The sequence below is a fragment of the Adhaeribacter terreus genome, from assembly GCF_042657365.1.
In the GTDB taxonomy this organism is placed as follows: domain Bacteria; phylum Bacteroidota; class Bacteroidia; order Cytophagales; family Hymenobacteraceae; genus Adhaeribacter_A; species Adhaeribacter_A terreus.
The window spans coordinates 457,249-478,994 of sequence record NZ_JBHSKT010000003.1; the positions used below are offsets into that span (position 1 = coordinate 457,249).

At 43.2% G+C, this 21,746-nt stretch carries 20 protein-coding genes; 9 read left to right on the forward strand and 11 right to left on the reverse strand.

From position 1 onward, the window contains the following. Positions 1-9: 9 nt before the first annotated feature. The 11 genes from csgH to ACFPIB_RS07315 form a co-directional block, all read right to left on the reverse strand. Positions 10-414: a curli-like amyloid fiber formation chaperone CsgH gene (csgH, locus tag ACFPIB_RS07265; protein WP_378016771.1), complete on the reverse strand. Its 405-nt coding sequence runs from the start codon at positions 412-414 to the stop codon at positions 10-12. A 95-nt stretch (positions 415-509) separates the two neighbouring features. Then, positions 510-1,088: a hypothetical protein gene (locus tag ACFPIB_RS07270; RefSeq protein WP_378016772.1), complete on the reverse strand. Its 579-nt coding sequence runs from the start codon at positions 1,086-1,088 to the stop codon at positions 510-512. Positions 1,089-1,388: 300 nt separating this feature from the next. Next, a complete protein-coding gene (locus ACFPIB_RS07275) occupies positions 1,389-1,994 on the reverse strand; it encodes a hypothetical protein (protein WP_378016773.1) in 606 nt (201 codons plus the stop codon). Positions 1,995-2,276: 282 nt separating this feature from the next. Beyond that, on the reverse strand, positions 2,277-3,065 hold the full coding sequence (locus tag ACFPIB_RS07280; protein ID WP_378016774.1) for a hypothetical protein: 789 nt from the start codon (positions 3,063-3,065) through the stop codon (positions 2,277-2,279). Positions 3,066-3,316: 251 nt separating this feature from the next. Further along, entirely contained in the window at positions 3,317-4,138 is an 822-nt protein-coding gene (locus tag ACFPIB_RS07285) for a hypothetical protein (protein WP_378016775.1), read from the reverse strand. Positions 4,139-4,619: 481 nt separating this feature from the next. Beyond that, complete coding sequence (locus tag ACFPIB_RS07290; protein ID WP_378016776.1) at positions 4,620-6,095, reverse strand: CsgG/HfaB family protein; 1,476 nt, start codon at positions 6,093-6,095, stop codon at positions 4,620-4,622. 155 nt (positions 6,096-6,250) lie between these two features. Then, the gene (locus ACFPIB_RS07295) at positions 6,251-6,709 is read right to left on the reverse strand and encodes a curli production assembly/transport component CsgF (RefSeq protein ID WP_378016777.1); all 459 of its coding nucleotides are present in this window, start codon (positions 6,707-6,709) and stop codon (positions 6,251-6,253) included. A 48-nt stretch (positions 6,710-6,757) separates the two neighbouring features. Further along, positions 6,758-7,360: a CsgE family curli-type amyloid fiber assembly protein gene (locus ACFPIB_RS07300; RefSeq protein ID WP_378016778.1), complete on the reverse strand. Its 603-nt coding sequence runs from the start codon at positions 7,358-7,360 to the stop codon at positions 6,758-6,760. A gap of 336 nt (positions 7,361-7,696) precedes the next feature. Further along, positions 7,697-9,406, reverse strand: a complete 1,710-nt coding sequence (locus ACFPIB_RS07305; RefSeq protein WP_378016779.1) for a pyruvate dehydrogenase complex dihydrolipoamide acetyltransferase — start codon at positions 9,404-9,406, stop codon at positions 7,697-7,699. 231 nt (positions 9,407-9,637) lie between these two features. Then, positions 9,638-11,005, reverse strand: a complete 1,368-nt coding sequence (locus ACFPIB_RS07310) for a hypothetical protein (RefSeq protein WP_378016780.1) — start codon at positions 11,003-11,005, stop codon at positions 9,638-9,640. A gap of 71 nt (positions 11,006-11,076) precedes the next feature. Next, the gene (locus tag ACFPIB_RS07315; protein ID WP_378016781.1) at positions 11,077-11,703 is read right to left on the reverse strand and encodes a histidine phosphatase family protein; all 627 of its coding nucleotides are present in this window, start codon (positions 11,701-11,703) and stop codon (positions 11,077-11,079) included. A 54-nt stretch (positions 11,704-11,757) separates the two neighbouring features. Between ACFPIB_RS07315 and ACFPIB_RS07320 the strand changes: the two genes are divergently transcribed. From ACFPIB_RS07320 to ACFPIB_RS07360, 9 genes are all read left to right on the forward strand, one after another. After that, positions 11,758-12,177, forward strand: coding sequence for a hotdog fold thioesterase (locus tag ACFPIB_RS07320; RefSeq protein ID WP_378016782.1), 420 nt, complete (start codon positions 11,758-11,760; stop codon positions 12,175-12,177). 5 nt (positions 12,178-12,182) lie between these two features. Further along, entirely contained in the window at positions 12,183-13,436 is a 1,254-nt protein-coding gene (locus ACFPIB_RS07325; protein WP_378016783.1) for a chorismate-binding protein, read from the forward strand. Beyond that, complete coding sequence (menD, locus tag ACFPIB_RS07330; protein ID WP_378016784.1) at positions 13,414-15,105, forward strand: 2-succinyl-5-enolpyruvyl-6-hydroxy-3-cyclohexene-1-carboxylic-acid synthase; 1,692 nt, start codon at positions 13,414-13,416, stop codon at positions 15,103-15,105. Before ACFPIB_RS07325 ends, menD begins: the two co-directional genes overlap by 23 nt. A 227-nt stretch (positions 15,106-15,332) precedes the next feature. Further along, on the forward strand, positions 15,333-15,800 hold the full coding sequence (locus tag ACFPIB_RS07335) for a DoxX family protein (protein ID WP_378016785.1): 468 nt from the start codon (positions 15,333-15,335) through the stop codon (positions 15,798-15,800). Positions 15,801-15,975: 175 nt separating this feature from the next. Beyond that, positions 15,976-16,800 (forward strand): 1,4-dihydroxy-2-naphthoyl-CoA synthase, encoded by an 825-nt coding sequence (gene menB / locus ACFPIB_RS07340; protein WP_378016786.1) that lies wholly within the window; start codon positions 15,976-15,978, stop codon positions 16,798-16,800. Between the two features lie 109 nt (positions 16,801-16,909). Then, complete coding sequence (locus ACFPIB_RS07345) at positions 16,910-17,083, forward strand: hypothetical protein (RefSeq protein WP_378016787.1); 174 nt, start codon at positions 16,910-16,912, stop codon at positions 17,081-17,083. Continuing rightward, positions 17,065-18,183 carry an AMP-binding protein gene (locus ACFPIB_RS07350; RefSeq protein WP_378016788.1) on the forward strand — a complete coding sequence of 373 codons (1,119 nt, stop codon included), beginning with the start codon at positions 17,065-17,067 and terminating at the stop codon, positions 18,181-18,183. The genes ACFPIB_RS07345 and ACFPIB_RS07350 overlap by 19 nt, the downstream gene beginning before the upstream one ends. A 504-nt stretch (positions 18,184-18,687) precedes the next feature. Next, positions 18,688-20,820, forward strand: coding sequence for a dipeptidyl-peptidase 3 family protein (locus tag ACFPIB_RS07355; RefSeq protein WP_378016789.1), 2,133 nt, complete (start codon positions 18,688-18,690; stop codon positions 20,818-20,820). Positions 20,821-21,383: 563 nt separating this feature from the next. After that, positions 21,384-21,725, forward strand: a complete 342-nt coding sequence (locus ACFPIB_RS07360; protein WP_378016790.1) for an STAS domain-containing protein — start codon at positions 21,384-21,386, stop codon at positions 21,723-21,725. Positions 21,726-21,746: the final 21 nt, after the last annotated feature.

The window sequence follows — 21,746 nt, forward strand, 5'->3', positions numbered from 1 at the left end:
CAATGAAAATCAGGGTTCGGTAGCTTCAGTCTTTTTCCCGTTAAATTCCACCGAATCCTGCGAAACAAGTTCGCCATCCCGGTAGACCATTAATTTTATAGCGTAATTATCGTCAGGATTTACGTTGATGCGGGTTTGCGCCAGCAGTTCTTTTTCACCTGCTTCTACTTCAAAACTTCCTCCCTGCGTATTGCGGCTACTGCCCGATCTGCCTTGTTTGGTGGTGTAGAGTTTATAACTCAGTTTCTCGGTGGTATTGCCGGCGTTCTGGTAATAGCTTTTTATTTGCAGCATATTTTCCTGCTGGTCCAGCACAATTTTTGCTTCCCCGCCAGAGCTTTTTTCAGGATTTTCATTAACAAAAGCAAACAAACCGAAAGTTGATAATAAGAGCAGTTTTTTTGAAAAGATCATAAGCTTTATTTCTATTTATTGCAGACAGAAAAACGCTATTATTTGGGCATTAAAAAGTAAAAAGGTAAAACAATTATTGCGTATTTCACCCGAATTTAATACCCGTTGGTAATGGTAATATTCATACCGGTACCCTGCTGAAGTACTTCATAACCCTTGTTTTGAGTACCGTTTTCGTACTGATTGATCTGGTTATTATTTCCCTGCTGGGTAAGGCGGTAATTCATGCCATCGCCGTTTATGTTCTGATTGATCTGGTTATTATTGCCGAATTGGTTGATGGTGCTTTCGTTATTGCTGCCGTTCATCCGGCCTTCATAATCGTTGCCCTCGCCTAACTGGTTAACTCTTCCCTTATTATTCTCTCCGGTTTGTTCCAGGCTGGCATTATTCAGATTCCCAGATTGCATGATCACGATCATATTAGGATTACGGGTGCTTCCGCTGTTTACCTGTTTTCCATCGAAGGTATTACTATTACCTTCCTGTATTACAAGCGCGGCATTTTGAACATTGGCGGGAAGATTATCCTGCACCGATTTATTCAGAATATAACGTTCGCTGGCCAATTCCTGGCTCGTTAGAAGTTCATCCTCGTACTTCCCGGATTGCGCCATACACAAAACCGGTACAATTGCCAGAAAAACAATTACATGGGTCAGAAGTTTTCTCATGGTAGTTTTAGCCGCTTAATGTTAAAATGATACGAATAAAATTCAATTTAATCTTACCTAAAATCAATTATTAACCGATAATTCCGGTAAACAACAAAGTATTCTCCGCCAATTCACATAAATCGGCAGTAAAGGAAATCACAATCTTGCATTTAAAGCCAGGCATCATTTTTTACCTATAAAATGCTACCATTTCCAGGTAAAACCGAATGCCTGTCTTTCATAATGCTTTTGATGTTTCTTGCGAAATTAGATTTGCTTCAGCGTTTTTTCTAGTATAAACCTACCGATTTAATTAGTTTAGTTGGTGATAACCGTACCGTTTGACTGGTGTACGATGCTGCTGTTATTGTTGCCGTTCTGGAAAATATCGCTCGAATGAAAACTTCCTGATTGATCGGTTTCAGCAAAATTGCCCATACCCATCTGAATTACATCCGACTTATGATCCTCTCCGCCCTGAATGGTAATGGCAAAATTACCCATCCCACTTTGCTCAATATCCGATTCATGATCTTCGCCCTGCTGAATTAAGGCCGCCGTATTGCCAATGCCGGATTGCCACACTTTTGAGTCGTTATCGAAACCAACCTGGAACGTTGCCGATGTATTTTCTTCCCCGAACTGGGTAACTTTGGCTTTATTATCCTCGCCGGTCTGGCTAACTTCCGAATCATTCATAATTCCAACCTGCTTAACTTTGGTATAATTGTCAGAACCAAACTGGCTTAATTCTGAAGTATTCAAATCCCCGATTTGCTTTACATAAGCGCTGTTATCCTCGCCATCCTGATCCACACCCGAAGCATTATCGGAACCGATCTGTTTAACCTTGCTGTAGTTGTCCTGCCCGAAAGCAATCTGCACCAGCAAAAACGCAAAAATGGTGAATAAAAAATTTTTCATAGAACTAATGTTTAAGAGGTAAGAAAATCATTCAATTAATTGAATATTAGACCAATGCATGCTAATGGCTTATACGCTTTTCAGAATTTTAAGCAGCATAAATTGCCTTTTTTTTATTACTGAAAACGGTATGCTTTTAAGCCCAAAAAGTCTGCAATATTCTCTTTTCAATAACATCTAACTTTAACCGATGTTTTTTTCTTAACCTTTTTAAAAGATATAACCCGGCAAACAAAATAGCCTGCCAGGTTATATCACGCTCAATTTAGAAATTCTGCTTATTCAATTTGTTTGTTGCACATTGCTTACATTAAAGGTTCCGATCTGCGTTGTAGTATTTGTGTGAGCGTTTCCAAGCTGCTCCGTAAAAGAAAAGTTTGCATCTCCTATCTGATCAACCTGCGATATGTTATGGTCACCATCTTGTTCCACATAATTATAGTTTCCATTACCCAATTGATCCACTGTAGACCAATTGTCATTACCTACCTGAATTACGCCGGAATAATTCCAGTCACCTTCCTGCAGCACATGAGAAAAATGCTCATCGCCATATTGGCCTACTCCTGAATTATTTGCATTACCGGTTTGCTCTGCATGCGAAACATGTACGTAGCCAACCTGGGTAACGAAAGATTTGTTATCATCTCCCGTCTGAAATATATCCGATTCGTGACTATAGCCGGTTTGCGCAGCAATGGCAAAGTTCAGCCAACCAGTTTGCGTTACATCGGAACTGTGAAAATCGCCCGACTGGCCAACAATTGCCCTGTTATCAGATCCCGTTTGCTCTACTTCAGAATGACTTTGGTCCCCGATCTGTGTAACCTCCGCTTCATTGCTATTCCCGATCTGATCCACATAAGAATCATTCCAGACACCTTCCTGCTCAACGTCAGATTCATTTTCATTTCCTGTCTGTAAAACAACCGAAATATTTTGAAGTCCTTCCTGAGCTACCAACGAGGTATTATCATCTCCCAATTGCATAACTTCGTTTTTGTTATTCTGAGCAAATGAAAGGTTTGCAGCGCAACATGCAGCTGCGGCAATCAGCATTATTCTTTTCATACTTCTTTAAATTTAGGTTTTCTAAAATGGACATAGGCAGAATTGCCAATACTTTGCAACACAAAAAATAAGCGCGAAAAAACGCTATGCCGGAAGTTCTGAAAAGTCTGAAAGGACAGGAAAACAGATCTGAAGGATTACAGTTTCAGGATTTACCTGTAAGATTTGAAAAAAAGGAACACCGGCAAACAAAATGTCTGCCGGTGTTCTTAAGTGGTTCCTTATAAAGGGTTCTTTTTAATTGCGGGTTTTTAGTTAGTCTGGTGAACAAAGCTGCCGTTACCATTGCCAATCTGCAGTACATTGCTAGAGTGGAAAGCACCTGTCTGAATTACTGCAGAACCGTTGCCATCGCCATACTGACCTACGCTAGACCAGTTGTCATAACCAGCCTGTAAAACCAGTGAGCCATTGTAGTTACCGTCCTGCTCAACGCGAGAGCCATTCTCCTCGCCCAGCTGAACAACTAACGATCCGTTACGACGGCCATCCTGCTCAACTCTAGACCAGTTATCATCACCTAACTGACCAACCAGGGAAAGGTTGTCGTGGCCATCCTGATAAACCCGAGATTCGTTATCATCGCCAACCTGAGCTACAGCAGACAAGTTATTCGAGCCATCTTGTTCTACGCGAGAAATGTTGTCCTCACCAAGTTGAATTACGAGAGATCCGTTAGCGTAACCATCCTGCTCAACATCAGATCTGTTGTCGTCACCAAACTGTGCTACGATCGATCCGTTGCCAAAACCTTTCTGATCTACATCAGAATCATGGCTGCTTCCAACCTGCACTACTAAAGATCCGTTGCCTGCACCGATCTGATCTACGTGAGATTCGTTTCGGGTACCGATCTGGGCAACCAGAGATTCGTTGAATCCGCCATATTGGCCTACAGTAGATTCATTGTCTTTTCCAGCCTGGAAAACTCTTGAGCCATTCAACAGGCCATGTTGATCAACCAGAGATGTGTTATCATCTCCATACTGCAACACATCGCTATCGTTTCCTTGAGCGAAAGATGTGTTTACTGCGAAGAACGCAACGGCGGCAGCTAGCATTACTTTTTTCATAATAGTTTTTGGTTTTTGGTTAGAAATAAAGATTTATATGGTCTTATACTTCTGACAACCTCGAAGGTTATATTTTTTTTTATATTTTTTTATGTTTTTGGACAATTTATTAACCTTTTATTTACATTTAAACAATATTTTATATGATATTAGTCATTATACATGAAAATTTTACAATATGTTTGCACTAAAAAACCCAAAAAATATTAGTATTTTTTTTATTAATAAATATTCTTATTCCAATTTTTAATTAAATTATGAATATATATTACACTTCATTGAGAAATTAATTAAGTTATATTTCACAATTTTATAGTTCACTTATAGCTAAAGCATTAATTAATATTAATAAAACTTTAAGTATGTGTTATTTTATTATCAACATTTACTTATTAATCTTTATCCAACCATCTCCGAAATTCGATAGCAAAAAAAAATGGCCTCTTAAGGAGGCCATTGAAACGTGTGTAGTAGTTAATCATCAACGGGGGGCAGATTTATTTTTATTTACGAAGAGAGGCCCCAAGTACCAGTTTATTCCGAACTTTCCGCTCCAGTAATAGTCGTTGTATTTTCCCTGCTCCAGCCCATCCAGATTATCGCTGAAGAGATAATGATTCTGGAGCGACAAATTTAACCCGAGCCGGTCTTTCACCAGGAATTCCAAACCAACGCCGGCATTTACCGAAGGGAACAATTCATAATTCGTGGCAGAAAGCAGATCCTCCTGCGTAGCAATAACGCCTAAACCACCAATTATATAAGGTGTATAGCGGTCTTTCGGGAAGAGCCGGTACAACATACCTACTTCTGCGAAAGAAAGATCAGCGTTAAAAGCATTGGTAGCAAAAAGTTTTCCCCGGCCCACTTTCATATAATAACCCAGGTAATTGCGGGTGTTTAAAGTCAGCATGAGATCGCCGATGGGCCTTATCTGGGAATTGGCAAAATCACCGTCGTAATCTACGCCGCCGGCATTAAAACCAATGCTCAATAAACTGCGACGATCTACCAGTAAACGGCCTAACTCATCGGTAAAGCGGTTCTCGTTTTTCTCGGCCATGTATTTACTGATAACCGATTTGTTGATTTCTGCCCGGATCTTCGTAGCATTTATGGTATCGCTTCCTAAAGATTTGGAGCGTTCACCTGCTTTAAATTGCCACATGCCTTCAATTACGCCTTCAATGATCAAACTTTGCACGGCTTTTTCAATTGCTTCTTTCACCGCCATTTCCGAAGGTTCGTTATACGTAAATCCTGTTTCGGTTTCAAGCAATCGTTTGAATTTTACGAACCGGAATAAACCAACATCTACCTGTTGCGAAAGTATCGTTTTAGAAGTGTAAACCGTTTTTAAGATCCGGCCATTGCTGGTTGAAATGGCACGTAAATAAATAGTTACCCGGTCTTCGCGATATTGCCCGGAAGCACCGGCACCAAAATACCGCAAACCGGCGCCACCCGTCAGCATGTTCGCATCGTAAGAAATAATGCCACCTTCCAGCACAATGCCGGCAAAAAGCAAGGGCGGTAGCATGGGTTCTTTTCTACCGGTTTGTTCCGCATATTCGGCGCGGCTGGAACGAATGATCTTGCGTTCGTTCAATAAGTTGCCCAGATTTTCGCGTTCTATAACGGTAAACCAACCAGATTCTTCCAGCGCCCGGAGTAAAACTGAAGTTGCGCCCTGTGTAACTGCCGTAGAAAAACTGGAGCCTGTGGGCGAAGGTTTATACTGGCCAGTCTGATCACGGAATTTATAAACTGCGGCCACGATCTTTTCTTCCGGAGCCGGCAGGTCTATTAAATTATCGTGGCCAGGAGCTTCCGCACCGATCCGGGCTTTTGATGTTTTTAAAGGCTGATGGAAATACGGCGCACAGCCAAAACTCAGGCCGGCCAGCGCTACAAAAAGAAACAGTTGCCGGAAGTAATTTCTATTTACGTTTTTCATTGGAGCAGCTTCGGAAGTTATCGGATCAGGATTAGGTTAGCAGGAATTTTATTTGAGAACTAATGCGAGTTTTCAGCCTAAAAAGGATACCATTTTCAACTGAAAGGAAGGCCATTTGGTAAAACAGCCTTCGGCAAACTTGCTTCAGAAAATACTCAGGGCATTTTAGGAATGGTAATAGTAGTCTGGTTGCCGGTTACAATATCCTGCACCACCACATTCACCCCATCGGAAGCCGAACTGATATCGATCTCATAATCACCGATCGCGAATTTACCGTCCTTTAAACCGGAATCGCCAAACTGCTGCGCAATAAGCCTTCTGGATAATTCGCTCAGTATCTGCTGGTTAAGCCGGTCCTGAAAACTTTTAAGCGGATCGTTATCTAAAAGATCTTTGAACTGACTATTCTCGTCTTCGAGCTTATTCTGGGCTGTGGCCGAACTTTGCAGCCATTGGTAATTGAAGGTGTTTCCACCGAAAGCCGGATTTTTGGGTTCGTACACAAAATCCTGGGCAGATACTTTTTGGGCGAGTAAAAAGAACCCGATCAGGCAGATCAGGATAAAAGCAAGCTTTTTCATAATTTCATTTTTCGGAAGATTAATTATCATAGTTAAGTATAGTTTTAATTAGTTTTCAGGCCTAAAAGCATAGCGTTTTTAAAACAGGCCGGTGCCTTGCTGGTCATCGCTATCTATCTGGTTTTTCAGGTTTTCGTAATTTAAAAGGTAACCCCGCGTAGATTCCACGGCATTTAAAGCGGCGGCTTCCAGCATATCGTAGCGGGGTTGCAGGTTTTCTTCAATGATCTCCACATCGTTAACCGCAACAATGATCTGAAATCCACGGCCGCGCAATGGACGTTCAATGATCCGGACGGTGTAATTGTTAACCTGTTCGGGTGCTTCCCAGCTGCTGTAAAAAATATCGTAGAAATCGTGGCCGGTTTTGGTGAGGGTTTCATCTATCAGCAAGCCGTCTATTTCAAAAATGAGAGCACTTTCGGCTTTCTGCTGCTTGTCTTTTAAAACTTCTTCGAAGATCTTTTTGAGTGCATCCGGGGCTGGTTGAATGGCTTTCTTCTTATTTTTATTCGTGGCCTGGGCTTTATTATTTTCGGATGCTTTAGGTTTTACGGTGTTGCCAGATTTCCCAACCGGGGCTGCCTGGGTTTTGGTTTTAGAAGGATTTTGTTTCGGAGCAGTTTTGGGAGGAATTTTGCTACCGTTTTGCTGACTGAATGCACAGAATGGCAGCAGCATAACCAATAGGCCGACAACGATAGCTTTGAAAGGAAACATAACAATCCGGAAGTTAAAAGCGCGTAATCTGAGAGTAAGTTCTGCGTATACGAACCTTACTTAATATTATGTTTCCAATATTATTTTTAACTTAATGGGTATTACTAAGATAATATGACGGTTAGCAGGCACATTCCGGACGTTCACCTGCACCGGCGGGTTCTATACAAAAAATGCAGTTATTTTTATTGCGAATTAAATTTGTTTACAAGCTCGAGAAAGGCGTTCCACAATTCATAAAACAAAAAAGCCTTTCCATTGCTGGAAAGGCTTTTTCATCTTAAAACGATAGCTTTATTAAACAAGCATCCGGATCGGATCTTCGAGCAGATTTTTAAAGGTTTGCAGGAAAGCAGAACCAACCGCACCATCTACCACGCGGTGATCGCAGCTCAAGGTTACTTTCATTACATTACCTACTACAATCTGACCGTTTCGTACCACCGGTTTCTGCGTGATCGCGCCAACTGCCATGATGCAGGCATCCGGCGGATTAATGATAGCGGTAAATTCTTCGATGCCGAACATGCCCAGGTTGGAAATGGTAAAGGTATTGCCTTCCCAATCTGATGGTTGTAGTTTTTTCGACTTTGCTTTTCCGCCCAGGTCTTTCACTTCGCCGGCGATCTGGCTCATGGTTTTAACGTCGGCGTTGCGCACAACCGGCACCAATAAACCTTCTTCTACGGCCACGGCTACACCAATATTGATCTGCTTGTTCAGACGAATCTTATCGCCGAGCCATGAAGAATTAACGTATGGATGTTGCTTTAAAGCAGCAGCAGCGGCCTTAATTACCATATCGTTGAAAGAGATCTTCACCGGTGAAATTTCGTTCAGGCTGGTGCGCGCAGCTACCGCTTTATCCATGTCAATTTCCATGGTGAGGTAGAAGTGCGGCGCAGAGAATTTGCTTTCGGCTAAACGCTTGGCAATGATCTTACGCATCTGGCTTACCGGAATTTCCTGACCTGGCTCACCTGCCGGAGCAGCTGCGGCTTGGGTTGGAGCAGCTTGCGGAGCTTTGGCAGCCGATGGCTGAAAGTTCTCGATATCGCGCAGCACAATTCTGCCGTTATCGCCGGAACCTTTAATTTCAGATAAGTTATAGCCTTTTTCTTTTGCTACTTTTTTAGCTAAAGGCGAAGCTTTTACGCGGCCGCCTTCTTCTGAAGTTGTTTGCTGTGCATTTCCGGCCGGAACAGATTTTGTTTCCTGGGTTTCAGCGCCTTTCTGCGTTTTGCTGTCAGTTTGCGCGTTTTCAGTTTCGGCTTCAGACTTAGAACCAGATTTAGCTTCAGTTTTTTCTTCCGAATCGCTACCGTTTCCGCCGTCTAACAATTGTTTGTAATCGGCACCTGCTTCGCCAATAATTGCTAAAACGCTGTCTATCGGAGCGGCATTTCCGGCTTCTACACCTATATATAATAAAGTGCCGTCTTCGTAGCTTTCCAGGTCCATGGTGGCTTTGTCGGTTTGCACCTCGGCCAGCACGTCGCCAGATTTTACTTTATCGCCTACTTTTTTATTCCAGCGCTCAATTACACCTTCCGTCATGGTGTCGCTCATTTTCGGCATCCGGATAACGGTGGCATTTACGTTCGCAGCAGCTTTCTTTTCAGCGGGTTTGCTTTCAGCTTTTTTCTCTTCTTTCGGAGCTTCTTCTATTGAAGTTTCTTCCTTAGAGGTTTCGTTTTTTGGTGCTTCTTCGGTTTTTGCAGCGGCTTTGCCGTTACCACCTTCTTTCAGCAAACCGGAAATATCTTCGCCTTTTTTGCCCACAATTGCCAGAATGCCGTCAACAGCAACCGCATCGCCTTCTTTGGGACCAATGTATAACAGGGTGCCGTCTTCGTAATTTTCCAGCTCCATCGTGGCTTTATCGGTTTGCACTTCCGCCAGAATATCGCCAGATTTTACGGTATCGCCCTCTTTTTTCAGCCAGGAAGAGATAACACCTTCGGTCATGGTGTCGCTCATCTTAGGCATTCTTATTATTTCGGCCATAAATTTTGTATCGCTTTTAAATCGCCCCAAAAATAGGCCGAAAATTAGTTTATTCAAACTTCCGGCCTGCTTTTGTTCAGCTTTAAGTTTTTCTGAAGGTTTACAGGAGTTTTTTGGTTGAAAAGGATAGTGTTTTTGGATCAGGATTAGTAAGATTTAACAGTTTCCAGCTATTAAAATGCTTCAGCCAATTTAAAATGGTAAGCTTGAGGCGGGAAATGATCAAATTCTTTAATTCGGATTTTTGCTTTGAAAATACTTGATAATTTTGAGATAGTATTCGGCTTCTTTCTCGGTTACACGTTTAAGCACGGGCTTTCCATCTCCTTTAACGCTCAGGTTACACTGTAAATATAAAACCTGACCTTGAACAGGCGTTATTTTCTGGCAAATTCTTTCATTGGCTTCTACGCAGATATTTTTCTCGGAAGACGAATTGTTAAAAATAAATTCGGAATATGCCCTGGTATTAATTTCCGCTGCCAGCGAATCGTTTATGTAGATGTTGAGTGGCTCCGGCTTTTCATGCTTAGAATTCCGGTATACCACAATTTTGCTGATTTTCGACTCATCGGTTTCATCCCTTGCTTTTGGAACCGGATTGATCATACCGGTTAAAGGATGTATGGAAAATTCAATTGCATGGGTATTTGCGGTTAAGCCTTGGGCTATTATTCCGCCGGCTACGCCACCAAGTGCACTACCAATTGCTACAGCTGTTTTATCGGTAGTAGTTACATTGGCAACAAACGTAAACTGGTCTTTTCGCTTTGTCAGAAATAAGAGGCTAGGCTTACCACCGAACCGGATATACGTTTTTTTACCATCAGAATAACCCCAGAAATCTTTGATCTTTTTACCGGAATAGGTTTCAAAGTAGTTCCCGAATTTGTTAAAAGTAACTTCCACCTCCGAATAACCCGGAGCATTATTTTTAAACTCCTGAAAATTCATAAAAACGCCGCTTTGAGGAGTTTTTGCTGCAAGCATGGGAATTGTTTGCGGATCAACTTTATTGTAGGTATTTACTTCCAGAAAGGAAGGCGGCACCTGTTTTTCGGCAGCGCATAAATCCGTAAAATTCAATTCGCTGAATTGGGTAAAACAATCTTCCAGAACCCTGGCCAGCAGATTGGCGTGGCCGCCCGCCTCGCTGGTTAATGTAGTGGTTTGCAGCGAACTACCGGTTTGCAAAAGCAGGCAATAAAGAGGCTGACCGGTTTCCTGCGCTAAAAACTCCAGGGCTACTTCTGCAGCCTTATATTCGATGTCGCCAATGTCGCTTTCGGTAATTGAAAATTTATTTACTTTAACAATAACCGGTACTTTTTTCCCTTCTTTAGCAGCATTCGTTATTAAAAACCATTTTAATTCTTCCTTTAACCCCGCCGCAAATTCTATCTGAATTCTTTTATTATTCAGCCCTTTCTGCACCCAGCCAATATTGGATTTATCATCTCGCACATCAATAACTTCTGCTATTTCTATGTTCTGAATAGGTTTTAAAGTACGCTGCCCTGCCAGGCTGATCATTTTGGTTTGGGCAACAACAGAAAAATTAAAAAGTACGCTTAAAAAGATTATTAAAGTAGGCTTCATCTTAAAGAACTAAGATTCAAAGATATGTTTTTCAGGTTATAATAGTTTTTGAATGGAAAACCCTACCGTTTTTAAGCGTACTTTTCTTCAAAATGCTCCAGGTTCAGATATTCCGCCACCCGGAAAAAACTGCCGGTATAATGCAGCACGTATAAGCCCAGGTTTTTATGTTCGAAGGTATCCATGCAGCGGAGCGGGTAATTTAAAATCTGCGCCAGGAAAACCCGCATCGCCCGGCCGTGCATACAAACCAGGACATTTTTTTCTTCCGGCCGGTTTTTAAGCATTTCTATAACCGATACCTGCCGCCGCGCCACATCTTCCGGACTTTCGCCGCCGGCTATTGGAATGTGCGTGTTGCCGGCCTGCCAGGTCGCGATCATATCGTGGTAATATTTATCTTCTTCCAGCGTAATTTTCGTGCCTTCGCGGCTGCCCCAGTTTATTTCGTTCAAGCCAACAAACGCTTCGTGCGGAATGCCATCGTTAATAAAACCGGCTACCGACTGCTGGGCGCGCTGCAAAACGGAAGTGTACACTTTATCGAAAGGAAAATCGCGGTAATGTTTATAGAATTGCTCGGCCTGCCAGTGTCCGGTGGCATTTAAAGGCGCATCTACCCCACTACCCTGCACAATGTTCTGCAGGTTGTAGTCGGTCTGGCCATGGCGGATCAGGTAAACTTTTTTAACAGTCAATTTTCTTCTACTTTTGTCTCAAACTACAATATTACGGTTTTTACGGCCCTACGCATGGAAAATTCAGCAAACACCCTGGAAAAAATTAACGCCTGGCGCAAAAATACCATGGTAGAACATTTAGGAATTGAGCTTACCGAAGTAGGCGAAGGCTACCTTTGCGGCAAAATGCCCGTGGACCACCGCACGCATCAGCCGATGGGTTTATTGCATGGCGGTGCTTCTGTAGCACTAGCCGAAACGTTAGGCAGCATTGGCGCGCAACTAGCCGTAGATCAAAGTAAATACGCCTGCGTGGGTCTGGAAATTAATGCGAACCATATTAAAGGTGTGCGCTCCGGGTTTGTATTTGGCAAGGCAACGGCTGTGCATATTGGCCGCAGCACGCAGGTTTGGGAAATTAAAATTACCAACGAAAAAGATGAACTGGTTTGCCTGAGCCGAATTACCATGGCCGTAATTGAGAAAAAATAAACACCGTGCCCAAGCTTTTAATCGAATCTTTTTATACCGAATTCTCTGTTTCAGAAATTATTGCGGCGCTTTTTAAAACGGCCGTTTCGAAACAGTTTTCTTTCTCCGCCTGGCGTTTGCCGCTTCAGGAAAACCTTCAGATCAGCATTACTTTTCAAACCGAAATTATTCCGGAAAACTTTCCGCTCGAAAATGCTCCGGCTGGTTTCATCATGCATCCGTTTTCGGTTTCAGAAAAAAATAAACCCTACTTTCTGAAAGCCGATCTTTTGTTTGAAGCCGATTTGAAAGCCGAAGAAATTTCCGGCGATGACCTAACTAGTTCTCCTCTGGCCGACGACTTTTTTTCGGCGCTGAAAGCTGCTTTACAAACCCCCGAAACAGACACGAAATGGCACATAGCCGATTCAGAAACAAATGCGACTCCACGCGCCGGTTTTGAAGAACTGGTTGAAAACGCTATCCATTTCATTAAAAAAAGTGAAACCGAAAAAATCGTTCCTTCGCGGGCCGCAGAGAAGCATTTACCGCCGCATTTTTCCCCGGTAAACGGTTTTCTGAAGCTCACGCAGCAATATCCGCTGGCTTTTGTTTCGCTGGTTTCGGCGCCGGAAATTGGTACGTGGCTGGGCGCTTCGCCGGAAATTCTGGTGCAGAAAGATCGCAACAATATTTTCAAAACCATGGCGCTGGCCGGCACGCAAAAACTGGTTTCCGGGCAGAATGCGGCCGATGCGATCTGGCGGCAAAAGGAAATTGAAGAGCAAAGCATGGTGGTGCGTTACATCATAAGTTGCTTTAAAAAGATCAGGCTGCGCGAATACGTGGAAACCGGCCCGCGCACGGCGGTAGCCGGTAATTTACTTCACCTGCGCTCCGACTTCTGCGTGAATCTGAACGAACAAACCGATTTCCCGACGCTTACTTCCGATATGCTGCATCTGCTCCATCCTACCTCGGCGGTTTGCGGGCAACCCAAAGCTGCAGCTTTAGCGTTTCTGAACAAACACGAAAATTACGACCGCAGGTATTACAGCGGTTATTTAGGTCCGGTAAATGTGAACGCGGAAACGGCTGTTTTCGTAAACCTGCGCTGCCTCGAACTGCGGCAAAACGAAGCCATTTTATATGCCGGCGCCGGCGTAACGCAAGATTCCGACCCGCAGAAAGAATGGCTGGAAACCGAACTGAAAATGCAAACTGTAGCCAAAGCGCTGCAAATTTTAACCATGCCCGATGATACTGCAACCGGTTACTGATATTGCTGAAATTTGCGCCCGCCTGGGTTTAAAAAACGTGGTGCTTTCGCCGGGTTCACGCTGCGCACCACTAACCATTGCCTTTGCCCGCCACCCGGAAATGCAGGTAAAGACCGTTTCCGATGAACGTGTAGCAGCTTTTACAGGCCTGGGAATGGCTCAAATTTCCGGGAAAGCTTCGGTGTTGGTTTGTACGTCCGGCACGGCTGCTTACAATTACGCACCCGCCGTGGCCGAAGCGTTTTACCAGCAAATTCCGCTGCTTGTTTTAACCGCCGACCGGCCGAATGAATGGGTAGATCAACAAGACGGACAAACAATACGGCAAACGAATATTTATCAGAATCACATCAAGCAAAGTTTCAATTTTCCGGCAGATCTTACGCACCCTGATGCTATCTGGCACGCGCACCGTTTGGTTTCTGAAGCTATCAACCTGGCGCATGCATTTCCTGCCGGGCCGGTACACATTAATATTCCGTTGCGCGAGCCTTTTTACCCGAAACCGGACGAAGTTTTTGGTTACACAAAGAATCTGAAAATCATTCAGGAAACGGAAAATGCGTTTAAGCTTTCAGATTTGCAAGCCGAAGTTTTAAAAGCGGAACTGCAGCAATTTTCCAGAATTCTAGTGGTGGCTGGTCAGCAGATGCCGGATGCAAAATTGCAGGAAGCGGTTGCGGGTTTTTGTACCCAAAACCATAGCGTTTTGGTAAGCGATGTGATCTCGAATTTTAATGCGGAAAATGCGATCAAGCACCAGGACGTTTTTCTGAATGCGAAAAATCCGGCGACGGAAAATCTGCATCCGGAATTGCTGATCACGTTTGGCAAATCGGTTATTTCAAAGAACCTGAAATTGTTTTTACGTAAGTCGCCCAACCTGCAGCACTGGCACATTCAACCTGCTGGACAAGTAGCCGATACGTTTCAGGCTTTAACGAAAATTATCCGTTGCGAACCTTTGAGTTTTTTCACCAAAATCGGTAGCGTTTCGGGCTTGAAAACTGCTCCGGAATTTGCCGAAAACTGGCAGAAACAAGAAAAACGGGCTGCTGATCATTTAGCCAGTTTCTTTCAAAATAAACCGTTCAACGAATTTTCAGCCTACTGGCTGACAATGCAGAATTTGCCCGAAAACAGCATTTTACACGTGGCTAACAGCATGGCGGTGCGTTACGCTAATTTAATTGGCTTACCAGCTGAAAAGAATATTAAGGTAATTGCCAACCGGGGCACCAGCGGCATAGACGGCTGCACCAGCACGGCTGTAGGAAATGCGTGGCAAAGTGGAAAATTAACTACCCTTTTCACCGGCGACCTGGCTTTCTTTTACGACCGTAACGGCTTGTGGCACAATTATCTGCCGGAAAATTTACGAATTATAGTTTTTAATAACCAGGGCGGCGGCATATTCCGGTTAATTGATGGGCCGGGAAGTCAACCGGAACTTGATGAATATTTCGAAACGCGGCAAATGCTGCAGGCCCAAAACACGGCTAAAGATTTCGGGTTACGGTATTTTAAGTGCGCAACCGAAGCAGAACTCTTACAGATCCTTACGGAATTTTATAAACAAAATGGCGCAACTATTCTGGAGATCATGACCGAAAATTTAGCCAATGCTGCTGTATTCAGGGAATTTAAAAACAGTTTCGAAACGAATTAATGTAGCTTTCAGAAAACGGTTTATTTTCAGAGAATCCGTTACTTTTTCATTTTAAAGAAACCTCACAATTTTGAATAAGTTGTGAGGTTTCTGATTTTTGAAGCAATTCCTTTCGCTTCTTTAAAATACTCTTTAACTAAAATTCCAATATTATTCCGGAAGTTTTTTAGAATGTCTCGTACACAATAGTCAGTAAATCATGGTTTTAAACTTAAATTTTATTGGTTATGCATGTTACAGACGATATCAACCACATGACCCGGAATATTGACAAATGGGCCGTAAAACACCATCCTTACGTGCTCGAATATTTACGCATTGCGCTCGGGGTATTCATATTTATTAAAGGCATCATGTTCGTTTCAGATTACCGCAGTCTGCAACACATGATCGAGATCAGCCAGTTTAAAGGGTATGCTAGCGGCATTGCTCACCTGATCGCTTTTGCACATTTGGCCGGCGGCCCGATGATCGCGCTTGGCCTGAAAACCCGTTTTGCGTGCCTGGTACAAATTCCTATTCTTATAGGCGCCGTACTTTTCACCAGCTTTGGTAAAGGAATTTACGCCGAAAATTACTACCTCGTAGAAGCAGCAATTACCCTTATTCTGCTGATCTTTTTCGCATTTTACGGCTCCGGATATTTATCTTTAGACCGCAAACTCCGCGATAATACTAAAGACATTTTATATTGAGCACTAAAACTGCTCTTCCCCGATAGCCCGGCCCCTAGGAACCGGGCTATTTTTTTGCCTTTTATCCAGTGGTTGTGAAAGCGCGGCAGAATTGCTTACTTTTGACGCTGAAATTTCTGTTTGCAGAACGGTAGCGTTTTGCAGCGAAAAACTCCGAACTTCAAAAAAATAAAGTATGGAAAGTAAATACAACTGGCAACCGCTCAAAGAATACAAGGAAATCCTGTTTTCGTATTACGAAGGCATTGCCAAGATCAGCATCAACCGTCCGGAAGTGCATAATGCTTTTACCCCGCGCACCGTTGCTGAAATGATCGATGCGATGGAACTGGCGCGCCAGAACCCGGATGTAGGCGTAATTATTTTAACCGGCGAAGGCGGCAAAGCGTTCTGCAGCGGCGGCGACCAAAGCGTTCGCGGCCACGGTGGTTACGTTGGCGAAGATACCGTTCCGCGTTTAAATGTACTTGACCTGCAAATGCAGATCCGTCGTATTCCGAAGCCGGTAATTGCGATGGTAGCAGGCTGGGCCATTGGTGGGGGCCACGTATTGCACGTAGTTTGCGACTTAACCATTGCCGCAGAAAATGCCCGTTTCGGCCAGACCGGACCTAAAGTTGGTTCTTTCGATGGTGGTTTTGGTGCTTCTTATTTAGCCCGCATCGTTGGTCAGAAAAAAGCCCGCGAGATCTGGTACCTTTGCGACCAGTACAATGCCGAAGAAGCGCTGGAAATGGGCCTGGTAAATAAAGTAGTGCCGCTGGTAAATCTGGAAGAAACAACCATGGAATGGTGCCGCAAAATGCTGGCAAAAAGCCCGCTTGCGCTCCGTATGCTGAAATCTTCTTTCAACGCCGAATTAGACGGACAAGCCGGAATCCAGCAATTAGCCGGCGATGCAACGCTATTATATTATTTATCGGATGAAGCCAAAGAAGGCAAAAATTCCTTTATGGAAAAACGCCAGCCTGACTTCTCGAAATACCCGAAATTCCCTTAATGGTTGTTGGTTGATAGTTGTTGGTTGTTGGAGATCAATAACTTCAATTTTCGAGTTACTATTTTTAAAAAGCAGCCGGTTTTTGGCTGCTTTTTTATTTTCCCGAAAAATGAAAACCGTCGTAACTTTACCGGTTAAATCTTTGTACCAACAACCAACAACCAACAACCAACAACCAACAACCAACAACCAACAACCAACAACCAACAACCAACAACCAACAACCAACAACCAACAACCAACAACCAACAACCAACAACCAACATGCAAAGCCTGCTGCTAAACGGAAAAGTTTTTTATTACGATGAAATTGCGGTGTATTCGTTTCGCAACAGTATTCCGCTTAACGGTTATGAATCTAAAACGCTGGAACTTTGCCGCGACTGGCTGAACGGCGTGCAGGAATTTGCGATCCAGACTTCGGGTTCTACCGGAGCGCCTAAAGTAATTACCCTCACGCGCCAGCAACTCGAAGCCAGCGCAAAAGCAACCATAAAAGCGTTACAAGTTCAGAAAAATGACCGCGCACTGGTTTGTTTAAATGCTGAAACGGTAGGCGGCTTGATGTTGCTCGTACGCGGTTTCTTAGGCGAAATGCAGCTTACCATTATTGAACCGACCGCTAATCCGCTCGCCGTTCTATCTCCGGAAAGTTCGTTTGAATATGCATCTTTTGTACCCATGCAGATGCAGGAAATGTTAGTTTTCAGCCCTGATAGCATAGCGTTTTTTAACCGTATAAAAGCCATTTTAGTGGGCGGCGCACCGGTTTCTTATAATTTGCAGCAACAAATTTCGCAGCTTGCCGTGCCGGTTTATCATACGTATGGCATGACGGAAACCGCTTCGCACGTTGCGCTAAAACGATTAAATGGTCCGGAAGCTTCGCCTTATTTTAAAACCTTGCCCGGCGTAGAAATTTCAACCGATAACCGTAATTGTTTGATCATTAAGGGTGCGCAGACCAATTTCGAAACGGTTACTACTAACGACCGCGTTAACATCATTGATCCTGAAACGTTTGAATGGCTCGGCCGCGCTGATTTCGTGATCAATTCCGGTGGGGTGAAAATTCAGGCTGAAAAAGTGGAAACGGTGCTGGAAACTGCTTTAGCGCAACTCGGAATTACCGCCAACAGTTTTATAACTTCGGTGCCCGACGAAAAATTAGGCGAAAAAGTAGTGGCAGTGTTAGAACTCAATTTCCTGGATCAGGTTCGGGAAGCACAGCTGAAAGAAAAACTACAGAATCTCCTCTCCCGCTACGAAATTCCCAAAACCTTTCTTTACCTTCCTGAATTCAAAAAAACTGCTTCCGGAAAATTAGACCGTAACCAAACCCTGAAACTTGCTTTAGCTTTCAGCAAAAATGCCCGGTATTAAAATTGGGTTACTTGGGAAATTTGTAGCTCTACCAGAAAATTTCAGAATAGCCAAATCGAGTTTTTTGATCGAAAAGGATACCGTTTTTACTAACAGTCTCAATCTTTCAATTCCAGTTTTCAAATATAGTCACTCAATTTCAGTCACTCAACCGCGGTCACTCAACCGCGGTCTGTGGCGCACAGACCGAAGCAGTACCTTTCCCGTTTTAAACCGCAATAAAACGGCTTTTCTATACAGTCGAAAGTAAAATTCTGCTTCAACATCAATCCAAAACGCTATCTTTTCAAGGCAGAAAACTCAAATCCCTTTCATTTCATTCTTCAATTTCCTCATGCTTCCATTCAATCATTTCAAATTCCTTCGCCCACTTTCGGACAAACGGCTGTAAAAACGGTATCGTTTCCGGACAAAAAAGTCAGAAATTCAGGTAGTCTTTGTATAATAAATATCAAAGTGTTTCATTTGTATAGTTAATAGAATTCTTCTGACTTAAAACAAAATATGAAGTTCACTAAAAATTCTGCTTCCGCGCTAATAATTGCAGGTATGCTTTTAGCCGGTTGCACCAAAGCTACTGCTCCTACGGCGTCCGAAACCACAAGAGTAGGTAAAGATCTGCGCATCGACGCAGCCGATAAACCGGAATCCCGGACAATTCAGATTGAAGAAGCATCTTTCGAATATATTGCTGACCAGTTTGCCGATCTGCGCGTTTTACGTTATCAGGTACCTGGTTTTGAGCAATTAGAGCCGCAACAGAAAGAAATGCTGTATTATTTATACGAAGCTGCTCTTTCGGGCCGCGATATTATTTACGACCAGAATTTCAAGCATAACCTGCGCATCCGCCGCACCTTAGATGCTATTGTAGAGAACTACAAAGGCGACCGCAATTCCGAAGATTTCAAGAAATTCATGACTTATACCAAACGGGTTTGGTTCTCGAACGGTATTCACCACCACTATTCTACCAACAAGTTTTTACCGGAATTCAGCCAGGCTTATTTTGCTGAACTGGTAAAAAATTCTTCAAACGCGAAATTCCCGCTGAAACAAGGCGAAACCGCCGACCAACTGGTAAAAACGCTTACGCCGATCATGTTCGATCCGAAAATTGCTGCCAAACGCGTAAACCAGGCCTCCGGTCAGGATCTTATCACGACTTCGGCCAACAATTTTTACGAAGGCGTAACGCAGAAAGAAGTGGAAGCTTTTTATGCGAAAAAAGAAAATAAAAACGATGCTACTCCGGTTTCGCACGGGCTGAACTCTAAACTGGTGAAAGAAGGCGGCGTCATAAAGGAAAAAGTATGGAAAGTAGGCGGCATGTACGATCCGGCTATCAGCAAAATTGTTTACTGGCTGGAAAAAGCACATGCTGTTGCAACCGATGAAGCTCAGAAAAAATCGCTGGCGCTGCTGATCCAGTATTACAAAACCGGCGACCTGAAAACCTGGGACGATTACAACATTGCCTGGGTGAACGATGTGAATTCGCCGATAGATGTGGTAAACGGTTTTATTGAAGTTTACGGCGACCCGCTGGGCATGCGTGCTTCTTACGAATCGGTGGTTTCTTTCAAAGACATGGAAGCAACCAAACGCATTAAAGCCATCGGCGATCAGGCACAGTGGTTCGAAGATAACTCGACTTTACTGCCGCAGCACAAAAAGAAGAACGTGAAAGGCATTACTGCCAAAGTTATTACCGTAGTAGTAGAAGCCGGTGATGCCGCTCCAACCACACCTATTGGTATTAACCTGCCAAACGCCAACTGGATCCGGAAAGATCACGGTTCTAAATCGGTTAACTTAGGCAACATTGTAAATGCTTATAACCAGGCTGCTTCTAAAGGAAGTGCGCTGAATGAGTTTGCCTGGAGCCCGGAAGAAGTTGAACGCGCTAAAAAATATAGCGGCCTGGCCGGCGATCTGCACACCGATATGCACGAAGTTATCGGTCACGCTTCCGGACAAATTAACGCTGGTGTTGGCACGCCAAAACAAACGCTGAAAAGCTACGCATCTTCCATTGAAGAAGGTCGCGCCGATTTAGTTGCTTTATATTACGTAATGGACCAGAAACTGGTGGATATTGGCGTAATGCCGAATCTGGAAGTTGGTAAAACCGAATACGATGGCTATATCCGCAACGGTATGATGACGCAGTTATCGCGTTTGGCACCGGGCGAAGATGTGGAAGAAGCGCACATGCGTAACCGCCAGATGATCGCCAAATGGGCTTTCGAAATGGGTAAAAAAGATAACGTAATCGAAAAGAAAACCCGCGATGGCAAAACCTATTTCGTAATTAACGACTACAACAAACTGCGCACAATTTTCGGAGAACAGCTGAAAGAACTGCAACGCGTAACTTCCGAAGGCGATTACAAACGTGCCGAATACCTGATCGAAACGTACGGCGTAAAAGTAGATCCGGAACTGCACAAAGAAGTATTGGCCCGTTACGAAAAACTGAACATTCCGCCTTATTCCGGTTTCATTCAGCCTAAATTAACGCCGGTTATGCAGAACGGTAAAATGGTAGATGTTAAAATCGAATATCCTGCCGATTTCACGCAGCAAATGATCGAGTTTGGTAAAAACTACTCGCACCTGCCAAACGTGAACTAAAAACGGTAGCTTTTTAAGCACTAAAACTAAAGCCCCGGAAGAATTTATCTTCCGGGGCTTTTTTATTTCGTAGCACTCTGAATTTCTTTCTAACCAGTACCAAAGCATTTATAATGTATCTTTTTTATTTAAAACTGTCCGCCAGAATGTTGATATCCTCCAAATTCTAATTCAACATTATATGTTACTGAAATTTAATATTCATTTAATACAATACTCATCTAAGTGAAGTAATTTTGAACAAATTAATTACGGTAATGGAAGGTTAACAATAAAATACCGGAGCAGACCAAATTTTGTCTATAAAAGCTTGATATTTAAAGAACAAAATTTTAATTTAAACCAAAATTCAGGAATTTCAATTTCTGTAAATACACTAAATCGGTGCTTTTACTCCGGGATTTATGCTATTGGCGTAAAAAATTTCCTGGTAAAATATAAAATAGCAACCTTTGCATGTGTAAAGTTTACGATTAAACCACGAACACCTGAATTGTTCTGAACCGATCTGCTGCTCTTTACTACTTTGAAAATGGATCTTAAAACTTTTGAATTTGTCGTGTATGGATATCAAGACCCAAAATCAAGCGGAAGTAAGCATCGTAAAATTAAGCGGCGAATTAGATGCCAGTAACGCTGTACTGGTAGATCACGAATTGGTGCGCCTTACGCAAAAGAAACCAAAACAGATCTGGATAGATGGCTCCGAGATCAGCTATATTTCGTCCGCTGGCCTGGGCGTATTTCTTTCGCATTTAAATAACTTTAAACTTTTAAACATAAACCTGCTTTTCTTCGGCCTGAACGCTAAGATCAGAAACGTATTTACCATTCTGGGCTTAGACGAACTGGTACGCATTGTGCCAAATTTAGAATCTGCCCTCGATCAGTACGCACAAGCTTAATAGTTTTTCAGCGAAAAAACG

Bases quoted from the DNA above. Each gene is read 5' to 3' on its own strand.
- csgH (WP_378016771.1), bottom strand. From the start codon at position 414: ATGATCTTTTCAAAAAAACTGCTCTTATTATCAACTTTCGGTTTGTTT.
- ACFPIB_RS07285 (WP_378016775.1), bottom strand. From the start codon at position 4,138: ATGAAAAAAGTAATGCTAGCTGCCGCCGTTGCGTTCTTCGCAGTAAAC.
- menB (WP_378016786.1), top strand. From the start codon at position 15,976: ATGGAAAGTAAATACAACTGGCAACCGCTCAAAGAATACAAGGAAATC.
- ACFPIB_RS07355 (WP_378016789.1), top strand. From the start codon at position 18,688: ATGAAGTTCACTAAAAATTCTGCTTCCGCGCTAATAATTGCAGGTATG.
- ACFPIB_RS07290 (WP_378016776.1), bottom strand. From the start codon at position 6,095: ATGAAAAACGTAAATAGAAATTACTTCCGGCAACTGTTTCTTTTTGTA.
- ACFPIB_RS07305 (WP_378016779.1), bottom strand. From the start codon at position 9,406: ATGGCCGAAATAATAAGAATGCCTAAGATGAGCGACACCATGACCGAA.
- ACFPIB_RS07345 (WP_378016787.1), top strand. From the start codon at position 16,910: ATGAAAACCGTCGTAACTTTACCGGTTAAATCTTTGTACCAACAACCA.
- ACFPIB_RS07320 (WP_378016782.1), top strand. From the start codon at position 11,758: ATGGAAAATTCAGCAAACACCCTGGAAAAAATTAACGCCTGGCGCAAA.
- ACFPIB_RS07280 (WP_378016774.1), bottom strand. From the start codon at position 3,065: ATGAAAAGAATAATGCTGATTGCCGCAGCTGCATGTTGCGCTGCAAAC.
- ACFPIB_RS07350 (WP_378016788.1), top strand. From the start codon at position 17,065: ATGCAAAGCCTGCTGCTAAACGGAAAAGTTTTTTATTACGATGAAATT.
- ACFPIB_RS07310 (WP_378016780.1), bottom strand. From the start codon at position 11,005: ATGAAGCCTACTTTAATAATCTTTTTAAGCGTACTTTTTAATTTTTCT.
- menD (WP_378016784.1), top strand. From the start codon at position 13,414: ATGATACTGCAACCGGTTACTGATATTGCTGAAATTTGCGCCCGCCTG.
- ACFPIB_RS07295 (WP_378016777.1), bottom strand. From the start codon at position 6,709: ATGATAATTAATCTTCCGAAAAATGAAATTATGAAAAAGCTTGCTTTT.
- ACFPIB_RS07360 (WP_378016790.1), top strand. From the start codon at position 21,384: ATGGATATCAAGACCCAAAATCAAGCGGAAGTAAGCATCGTAAAATTA.
- ACFPIB_RS07275 (WP_378016773.1), bottom strand. From the start codon at position 1,994: ATGAAAAATTTTTTATTCACCATTTTTGCGTTTTTGCTGGTGCAGATT.
- ACFPIB_RS07335 (WP_378016785.1), top strand. From the start codon at position 15,333: ATGCATGTTACAGACGATATCAACCACATGACCCGGAATATTGACAAA.
- ACFPIB_RS07270 (WP_378016772.1), bottom strand. From the start codon at position 1,088: ATGAGAAAACTTCTGACCCATGTAATTGTTTTTCTGGCAATTGTACCG.
- ACFPIB_RS07300 (WP_378016778.1), bottom strand. From the start codon at position 7,360: ATGCTGCTGCCATTCTGTGCATTCAGTCAGCAAAACGGTAGCAAAATT.